Origin of the sequence: Pararhizobium sp. DWP3-4, from assembly GCF_049898205.1 — a bacterium.
Lineage (GTDB): Bacteria > Pseudomonadota > Alphaproteobacteria > Rhizobiales > Rhizobiaceae > Pararhizobium.
On the sequence record NZ_JAFCXF010000026.1, the window covers coordinates 25868 to 34497 of the forward strand.

An 8630-nucleotide genomic window follows, 5' to 3' on the forward strand; every position below is an offset into this window, starting at 1 on the left:
AAAATATCATGGCCACAGAAATCCGCGTTCCCACTCTGGGCGAATCCGTCAGCGAAGCTACCATCGGTACCTGGTTCAAGAAGGTCGGCGATACCGTCAAGGCCGACGAGCCCCTGCTTGAGCTCGAAACCGACAAGGTGACGATAGAAGTGCCTTCACCCGCCGCCGGCGTCCTGTCTGAGATCGTCGCTGCTGCCGGCGAAACCGTCGGCCTCGGCGCGCTGCTCGGCAACATCGCCGCTGGCGCTGCCGGAGCCGCCGGTGCTGCTGCACCAGTTGCTGCTGAAAAGAAGGTTGCCGAACCGGCTGCTGCAGCGCCTGCAGCCGCTGCTGCTGCACCGGCCGCAACGCCGGTTGCCTCCGCGATGCCGGCAGCCCCTGCTGCTGCAAAGATGCTGGCCGAAAACAACCTCTCGGCCGAACAGGTTGATGGCTCCGGCAAACGCGGCCAGGTTCTGAAGGGCGATGTCATCGCCGCCGTTGCCAAGGGCATTTCGGCGCCAGCCGCGTCCGAGCCGGTGAAAGTCGTGTCGCGCGGCCCTTCGGCTGCCGAGGATGCGCCACGCGAAGAGCGCGTCAAGATGACCCGCCTGCGCCAGACGATCGCCAGGCGCCTCAAGGATGCGCAGAACACGGCTGCCATGCTCACCACCTACAACGAGGTGGACATGAGCGCGGTGATGGCGCTGCGCACCAAGTATAAGGACATTTTTGAGAAGAAGCATGGCGTCAAGCTCGGCTTCATGGGCTTCTTCACCAAGGCGGTAACGCATGCCCTGAAGGAAATTCCCTCGGTCAACGCCGAGATTGATGGCACCGACATCATCTACAAGAACTTCTGCCATATCGGCATGGCCGTCGGTACCGACAAGGGCCTCGTCGTTCCGGTGATCCGGGACGCCGACGAGATGTCGATCGCCGAAGTCGAGAAGGATCTCGGCCGTCTCGCCAAGCTTGCCCGCGATGGAGCCCTCTCCATGGCCGACATGCAGGGCGGTACCTTCACCATCACCAATGGCGGCGTCTACGGTTCGCTGATGTCCTCGCCGATCCTGAATGCACCGCAGTCGGGCATTCTCGGCATGCACAAGATCCAGGACCGTCCGGTCGTCGTCGGCGGCCAGATCGTCATTCGTCCGATGATGTATCTGGCGCTTTCCTACGATCACCGCATCGTCGATGGCAAGGAAGCGGTTACCTTCCTCGTGCGCGTCAAGGAAAGCCTGGAAGATCCGGAACGCCTCGTTCTCGATCTGTAAGGAACAGTAAGCATGGACACGGCAGCACTGGCGGTATCGCCCTTCGTTACGCTCGTCGCATGGAGCGTGGTGCTGCTCGTGTTCCACGTCGGGCTGCAGGGTTTTTCCGCGACACTCGAACTTGGATCGGCATGGAATGCCGGTCCGCGCGACGAGGAAAAGAAACCCTCCGGCACGCTGGCCGGACGGGCGGCACGGGCATCGGCCAATTTCCGCGAGACCTATCCGGCCTTCGTCGGGTTGACGCTGGCATTAGCGATCACCGGCGACCTCACCGGCTGGGGCCTGGTCGGCGCGTGGACTTGGCTTGTCTGCCGGATCATCTATATTCCGCTGTATCTGGCGGGTATTCCCTATGTCCGCTCGCTCATCTGGCTCGGTTCGCTTGCCGGGCTCCTCATCATGGTTGCGACGCTGGTTTTCTGACGTCCACAGCGATAAACGGAGAGTGCCGTGCATCCCTATCTGTTCGAACTCGCCTCGCTGATGGCTATTTTTTCCTTTGCCATCGTTTCGCCCGGCGCCGATCTTGCCATGGTCATGCGCCAGTCGATCGTCAACGGACGCCGCTCCGCCGTCATCACGTCGTTTGGCGTCGGTACCTCGCTGATGTTCCATGTAACCTACACGATCCTCGGGCTTGGCCTGTTGATCTCGCAGTCGATCACCCTGTTCAACATCGTCAAATGGTGCGGTGTCGCTTACCTTCTCTATATCGGCATCAAGTCGCTGCGTGCCGGCAAGACCGACATGACGGCGCAGGCCGAAGGCGTGCAGAGCGGCGAAAAGCGTCAGTCAGGGCTGAAGGCGTTCGGTCTCGGCTTTGCCGCCAATGCCTTGAACCCGAAGCCGGTGTTCTTTTTCCTGTCGATCTTCTCGACGGTGGTCAGCGCCCATACGCCGACCTTGGTCAAGTTCGGCTATGGGCTGGTGATGGCCAGCTGCCTGATCCTCTGGTTCGTCGGTGTCAGCCTGTTCATGACGACGCCGAAGATGCGCGCCGCCTTTTCGCGCGCCAGCCAGTGGATCGACCGCGCCAGTGGTCTGGTCTTCATCGCGCTCGGCCTGAAGCTTGCCACCGAAAAGGCGGCCTGAGCATGCGTCTTGCCGCTTTCGCATCGACTTTGAGCGCATTGCTGGCGGTTTCGCCGGCGGTTGCTGCCGGTTGCCTGCAGGAACAGGCAATCTATGGCGATGCCGATAATGCCTACGAACTGCGGTTCGAGCCGGTCGGTTCGGCCAGCGCCGCCACCAGCAATCATTTCAAGGTCAAGGTCGCCAAGACCGATCTGGTGCTTGACGGTATCGTCATGCAATCGGATGAACCGGCGCGCGCCAACGGCATGATCATGAACAATTGCCCGGAAGGCGACGTCACCGGCGACGATATCGCCGCCTGCACCGTCTGGCAGGGCGTGATCTATTCCGTCAGTTCCGACGGCAAGGTGGCTTCGCTGCCGGGAGAGGGCCTGGAGGCTGCCTCGCAGGTCCTGCTGCCCGATTTGGGCCCGGCGATCCGCAATTCTTCGATCTGGGGCAAGGCGACTGTCGTTCCTTGGGACGCTCTGACCTTCAAGGGATGCAGCCAATGACGCGCAATGACAGGCCCGTTCTGCTGGTGACCGGCGGAAGCCGCGGCATCGGCGCGGCCATCTGCCGGTCGGCCGCCGAACAGGGCTGGGCGGTTGCCGTCAACTATGCCTCCAACCGGCCTGCCGCCGACGCGGTTGTGGCTGCGATTGAGGCAGAGGGCGGTACGGCCATTGCGGTGGAAGGCGACGTCGGCAGTGAAGCCGGGATCACTGCCATTTTTGCGGCGATCGACAAGGCTTTCGGCCGTCTCGACGGTCTGGTCAACAATGCCGGTATCGTCGGCGTTCCGGCGCGGATCGAGGAGATCACCTCGGACCGGCTGGAACGCATGTTGCGGGTCAACGTGTCCGGCTCGATCCTCTGTGCGGCGGCGGCCGTTCGGCGCATGTCGGTGCGGCACGGCGGCAAGGGTGGGGTCATCGTCAATATTTCCTCGATGGCCGCCGTGCTCGGCTCGGCCGGGCAATATGTCGATTATGCCGCCTCCAAGGGGGCGATCGATACGTTTACAGTCGGCCTAGCACGCGAGGTGGTTTCGGATGGCATTCGCGTCAATGCGGTGCGCCCCGGTGTCATCGATACGGATATCCACGCGTCCGGCGGCCTTCCCGATCGCGCCCGCGAACTCGGACCAACCATTCCCATGAAACGGCCGGGCACCGCGCAAGAGGTTGCGGATGCCGTTCTCTACCTGCTTTCCCCTTCGTCGTCCTATGTTACGGGCGCCATTCTCAACGTCAGCGGCGGACGCTAGCCGCTCTCAGGAAGGACTTTTCCATGGCTTATGATCTCATCGTTATCGGTACCGGCCCCGGCGGCTATGTCTGCGCCATCAAGGCGGCCCAGCTCGGCCTCAAGGTCGGCGTCATAGAGAAGCGCGCCACCTATGGCGGCACCTGCCTCAACATCGGCTGCATCCCTTCGAAGGCTCTGCTGCATGCGTCGGAAGTGTTCCACCAGGTCGGCCACGGCATCGATGCGCTCGGCGTCGAAGTCGCAGCCCCCAAGCTGAACCTGCCCAAGATGCTGGCCCACAAGGACGCGACCGTCAAATCAAACGTCGATGGCGTCGCCTTCCTGTTCAAGAAGAACAAGATCGATGCCTTCCAGGGCACCGGCAAGGTGCTCGGCGAAGGCAAGGTCTCCGTTACCAACGACAAGGGTGAAGAGCAGATCATCGAGACCAAGAACGTGGTCATCGCCACCGGTTCCGATGTCGCCGGCATTCCTGGCGTCGAGGTCGCGATCGACGAAAAGATCATCATCTCGTCGACCGGCGGCCTGGCGCTGGAAAATGTTCCTGCCACAATGGTCGTGGTCGGCGGCGGCGTCATCGGTCTGGAGCTCGGCTCGGTCTGGTCGCGTCTCGGCGCCAAGGTCACCGTCGTCGAATATCTCGATACCATTCTTGGCGGCATGGACGGCGAAGTCTCCAAGCAGTTCCAGCGGATGCTGGCCAAGCAGGGCATCGATTTCAAACTCGGCGCCAAGGTGACCGGCGTTGAAAAGTCCGGCACGGGTGCCAAGGTGACGTACGAGCCTGTCAAGGGCGGCGACGCTGCGAGCATCGACGCCGATGTCGTCCTGATCGCCACCGGCCGCAAGCCGTTCACCGACGGTCTGGGTCTTGCCGAAGCCGGCGTGGTCATGGACAAACGCGGCCGCGTCGAGATCGACCATCATTTTCTCACCAGCGTTCCCGGCATCTATGCGCTGGGCGACGTCGTGCGCGGCCCGATGCTGGCCCACAAGGCGGAAGACGAAGGTGTTGCGGTTGCCGAGATCATCGCCGGCCAGGCCGGTCACGTGAACTATGACGTCATCCCAAGCGTCGTCTACACCCAGCCGGAAGTCGCTTCCGTCGGGAAGACCGAGGAAGAGCTGAAGGCTGCAGGCATCGCCTACAAGGTCGGCAAGTTCCCGTTCACCGCAAACGGCCGCGCCCGCGCCATGCTGGAGACCGACGGGTTCGTGAAAATCCTTGCCGACAAGGACACCGACCGGGTGCTCGGCGGTCATATCGTCGGTTTCGGCGCCGGCGAGATGATCCACGAAATCACCGTGCTGATGGAATTCGGCGGTTCGTCGGAAGATCTCGGCCGCACCTGCCATGCGCACCCGACCATGTCGGAAGCGGTTAAGGAAGCGGCTCTCGCCACCTTCTTCAAGCCGATCCATCTGTAAGAAACCCTGTACCGGAAAAACTGGGAGGGGCCGTGACAATCGGCCCCTTTGCGGCTCCTGAGCGCGCGGTCTAGGATCGGCGCATTCAAGGAGTGCCGCCTATGCCCCAACGCCCCCACACAGTTCCGGTCACCCTGCCGCATCCGGCACTGCCTCTGGCCGATTGGGCGGATTGTTACGAACTTCTGGTGCCCGGCCAGGCGACAACCGCCATCTCTGCGGCCAAGCGGGCATTGGGTGATTTTCCGGCCTGGGTGCGCGCGCTGATGTGGCTGCGAAACGCTGTTGTCAGCCCCTTCGGCTTGAAGGGATCAGGTGCCAGTCCGGGCGGTAAAGCGGAGATGATCGGCTTCTTTCCCGTCATTTCGCGTTCGAATGAACAGGCCGTGCTGGGGTTCGACGATACCCATCTGGATTTCCGCATTGTTATCGATGTTCGCCAGGCAGGAGAGCTCGCCCAAAGGGTCAGCGTGACGACGCTGGTGCACCGCAAGATTCTGCTCGGCAAGATCTACATCGCCGTCATCACGCCGTTTCACCGGCTGATCGTCAGTACGATGCTGGCCCGGCTCTCCCGTCCCGTCATGGCCATGCGCTGACACTACTGGCCGCAAGGACCGTCTAATATTGCCTGTCGGCAAGCCCTTGTAAAACGGCGGTCACGCGCCATTTTCCCTTGGCGGCGCAATCGGTGCCGGTGGCCCAAGGCAGGTATTCGTGGCATCCGATTTCAGTGCGCCCAAACTCTCCGGCCCGAAAACCTCGACGGTCATCCGGCGTATCGGCTACGAGGCAGGACAGAACCTGCGGCTGATCACAGCCGGCGTCGCGGTGTTCATCATTCTGCTCCTGGGCGCGTCCTTCTGGGTGTCCAAAAAGGGGCAGGAGGCAGATGAGGCCGTCGCGCACACGGTGCACAATGGGCGCCTGATCTCCGTCGTGCAATCTCAGCTTCAAGATGCGGAAATCGGCCAGCGCGGCTATCTTCTGACCGGTGATCCCTTCTATCTCGAACCCTATGACAAGGCCGTCGGCGCGATCAGCGCCAGCATCGAGGGCCTTGCAAGCGGCGTTTCCGACAATCGCCGCCAGGATGGCAATATCGCAGTGCTGCGATCGCTGACCACGCAAAAGCTGTCGGAGCTGCGCCAGACCGTCGAGCGGCGCCGGGCCGGCGATGAGGCGGCGGCTGTTTCCGTTCTGCGCAACGGCCAGGGCAAGGTGCTGATGGACGGCGTGCGCGACGTTCTGGAGCGCATGCGCACCGAGGAGGAGAGCCTGATGACTGTCCGCGCCAATCAGGCGCGGCGCGCGGGGTTTGTGCTGGAGATGATGGTGATCGGGCTGGCGCTGCTGACCGCCCTCATGGGCGTGATCGCCGTGCGGGCCACGCTGCGGCGGGCACGATCGGCGGAGGCGTCGCGCGATGAGTTGTTGCAGCAGCTCGATCGCAAGCTGCTCGCCATCATGGCGGCCGATATCGTTGGCTATAGCCGGATGATGGAGAGCGATGAAGCCCAGACCCTGACGCGGCTGAAAGAGATGCGCGATCGCATCGATCCGATCATTGCCAGCCACAGCGGCAGCATCGTCACCACCGCGGGCGATAGCGTGCTGGTTGCCTTTGCCAGTGCTCTGTCGGCGATCGATTGCGCGGTGGAGATCCAAGGGGCTATGGCGGCCGACAATGATGAACTGCCGGAGGAACAACATCTGATGTTCCGCATCGGCATCAACGTCGGTGACGTCATCGTTCAGGACGGGGATGTCTTCGGCGATACGGTGAATGTCGCGGCCCGGCTGGAGCCGATGGCGGATCCCGGCGGAATCTGTATTTCACGCGCGGTGCGCGATCATATTCGCAAGCAGAGGCACCTGAGTTTCGACGACTTGGGCTTCCTCAAGGTCAAGAACATCGCCCATCCGGTCAGCGCCTTCAGGGTGCGGTTTGATCCGAAGGTGCAGGTGGTGGAAGCATTGAGCTGACGCTCAAGATTTTTCCGGCAGTGTCTTGTACGGCTTCCGGCCGCTTGCTCAGAGATTGAGGGGACCTACCCCCCTCTGTCTCTTCGTGACATCTCCCCCTCAAGGAGGGAGATTATTCATTTCCTCTGTTGGCCCCTCAGTAAGGCGGGCACAAAGCAAACGGTCGGTCTCCCCCCTTGAGGGGGAGATGCCGGCGTCGCGGACAGAGGGCGTGAAGCTGTCCCGGGTTCGAACTGATCCGGCAGCCAGCCCTCTTACTGCAGTGTGCGCATCTGTGCCAGCTGGGCGGCGATAGCGCCGGTATCGGCGCCCGCAGCCTGGCCGTCGAGGCCTGTGGCAACGACGGAAACGCGGAAGACGCCGTCGAGGCTCTTGTCGAAGATCGCGCCGACGACGATGTCGGCATCCTCATAGACTTCCTCGCGGATACGGGTCGCTGCCTCATCGACTTCGAACAACGTCATGTCGGAGCCGCCGGAGATCGAGATCAGCACGCCCTTGGCGCCTTTCATCGAGACTTCGCTGAGCAGCGGATTGGCGATCGCCGCTTCGGCAGCCTTCGAGGCGCGGCTGTCGCCGCTGGCTTCGCCGGTGCCCATCATCGCACGGCCCATGCCCTTCATCACCGACTTGACGTCGGCGAAGTCGAGGTTGATCAGGCCTTCCTTGACGATCAGGTCGGTGATGCAACCGACGCCGGAATAGAGAACCCGGTCGGCAATGACGAAGGCATCGGCAAAGGTGGTCTTGGCGTCGGCGATGCGGAAGAGGTTCTGGTTGGGAATGACGATGACGGTATCGGCAGCTTCACGCAGCCGCTCGATGCCTTCCTCGGCCGACTGCATGCGGCGCTTGCCCTCGAAGCTGAACGGCTTGGTGACGACAGCCACCGTCAGGATGCCGGCATTGCGCGCGGCCTGCGCGATCACCGGGGCTGCACCGGTGCCGGTGCCGCCGCCCATGCCGGCGGTGACGAAACACATATGGGTACCGCCGAGGTGATCCATGATCTCGTCGATCGATTCTTCCGCCGCCGCACGGCCCACCTCAGGAAGCGATCCGGCGCCGAGACCTTCGGTCACCTGCGCGCCGAGCTGGATCAGCCGGGTCGCCTTCGACATGGTCAGCGCCTGCGCATCGGTGTTCGCAGCGACGAATTCGGCGCCCTGCAGGCCCTCGGTGATCATATTGTTGATGGCATTGCCGCCGCCGCCGCCGACGCCGATGACCGTGATCTTCGGTCTCATTTCCGAAATCACGGGTTTTTTGATCTCTGTCATCTCGTCGTCTCCTTGGACGTGCTTGCGGCCCCGGCATGTGGAAGCGCGTTCCGGGAGCTGCATCGAATGCGAAGCGGAGCGGGCGCGAATCAGGCTGCCGCAGGTTATTCTGGCAAAAAGGCAGAGAGACGGCACGGGTGCAAGAGTCACAGCTAAAATTGCTGTGCCGACGAACGGTCTGGAGCGGGTAAAGGGGGCGTTCGAGCATGCCTCTTCTCCCCAGCGGGGAGAGCGACTGTCTTGTTCGTCAAGCGTTTTGCCATGGTTTATTGTCCCGGATGATGGCATTGAGAATGGTGAGAAGCTTGCGCATTGTCGCAACGATGGC

At 62.3% G+C, this 8630-nt stretch carries 9 protein-coding genes; 8 read left to right on the plus strand and 1 reads right to left on the minus strand.

The genetic code is table 11. The annotated features are described in order from the left end of the window. Positions 1 to 8: 8 nt before the first annotated feature. The 8 genes from odhB (at position 9) to ACP7E6_RS28725 (ending at position 7022) form a co-directional block, all read left to right on the plus strand. A complete protein-coding gene (gene odhB / locus ACP7E6_RS28690) occupies positions 9 to 1259 on the plus strand; it encodes a 2-oxoglutarate dehydrogenase complex dihydrolipoyllysine-residue succinyltransferase (protein ID WP_426233481.1) in 1251 nt (416 codons plus the stop codon). A gap of 12 nt (positions 1260 to 1271) precedes the next feature. After that, positions 1272 to 1685 carry an MAPEG family protein gene (locus tag ACP7E6_RS28695; RefSeq protein ID WP_426233483.1) on the plus strand — a complete coding sequence of 138 codons (414 nt, stop codon included), beginning with the start codon at positions 1272 to 1274 and terminating at the stop codon, positions 1683 to 1685. Positions 1686 to 1712: 27 nt separating this feature from the next. Beyond that, entirely contained in the window at positions 1713 to 2354 is a 642-nt protein-coding gene (locus ACP7E6_RS28700; protein WP_426233485.1) for a LysE family translocator, read from the plus strand. 2 nt (positions 2355 to 2356) lie between these two features. Then, positions 2357 to 2851, plus strand: a complete 495-nt coding sequence (locus tag ACP7E6_RS28705; RefSeq protein WP_426233487.1) for a hypothetical protein — start codon at positions 2357 to 2359, stop codon at positions 2849 to 2851. Further along, positions 2848 to 3606: an SDR family oxidoreductase gene (locus ACP7E6_RS28710; RefSeq protein WP_426233489.1), complete on the plus strand. Its 759-nt coding sequence runs from the start codon at positions 2848 to 2850 to the stop codon at positions 3604 to 3606. Before ACP7E6_RS28705 ends, ACP7E6_RS28710 begins: the two co-directional genes overlap by 4 nt. Before the next feature lie 23 nt (positions 3607 to 3629). Continuing rightward, positions 3630 to 5036, plus strand: coding sequence for a dihydrolipoyl dehydrogenase (lpdA, locus tag ACP7E6_RS28715; RefSeq protein ID WP_426233491.1), 1407 nt, complete (start codon positions 3630 to 3632; stop codon positions 5034 to 5036). A 101-nt stretch (positions 5037 to 5137) separates the two neighbouring features. Beyond that, positions 5138 to 5635, plus strand: coding sequence for a DUF2867 domain-containing protein (locus ACP7E6_RS28720; RefSeq protein WP_426233493.1), 498 nt, complete (start codon positions 5138 to 5140; stop codon positions 5633 to 5635). 118 nt (positions 5636 to 5753) lie between these two features. Next, entirely contained in the window at positions 5754 to 7022 is a 1269-nt protein-coding gene (locus ACP7E6_RS28725; RefSeq protein WP_426233495.1) for a CHASE3 domain-containing protein, read from the plus strand. A 254-nt stretch (positions 7023 to 7276) separates the two neighbouring features. On the opposite strand, the gene ftsZ is transcribed toward ACP7E6_RS28725, so the two are convergent. Further along, complete coding sequence (ftsZ, locus tag ACP7E6_RS28730) at positions 7277 to 8302, minus strand: cell division protein FtsZ (RefSeq protein ID WP_426233497.1); 1026 nt, start codon at positions 8300 to 8302, stop codon at positions 7277 to 7279. Positions 8303 to 8630: the final 328 nt, after the last annotated feature.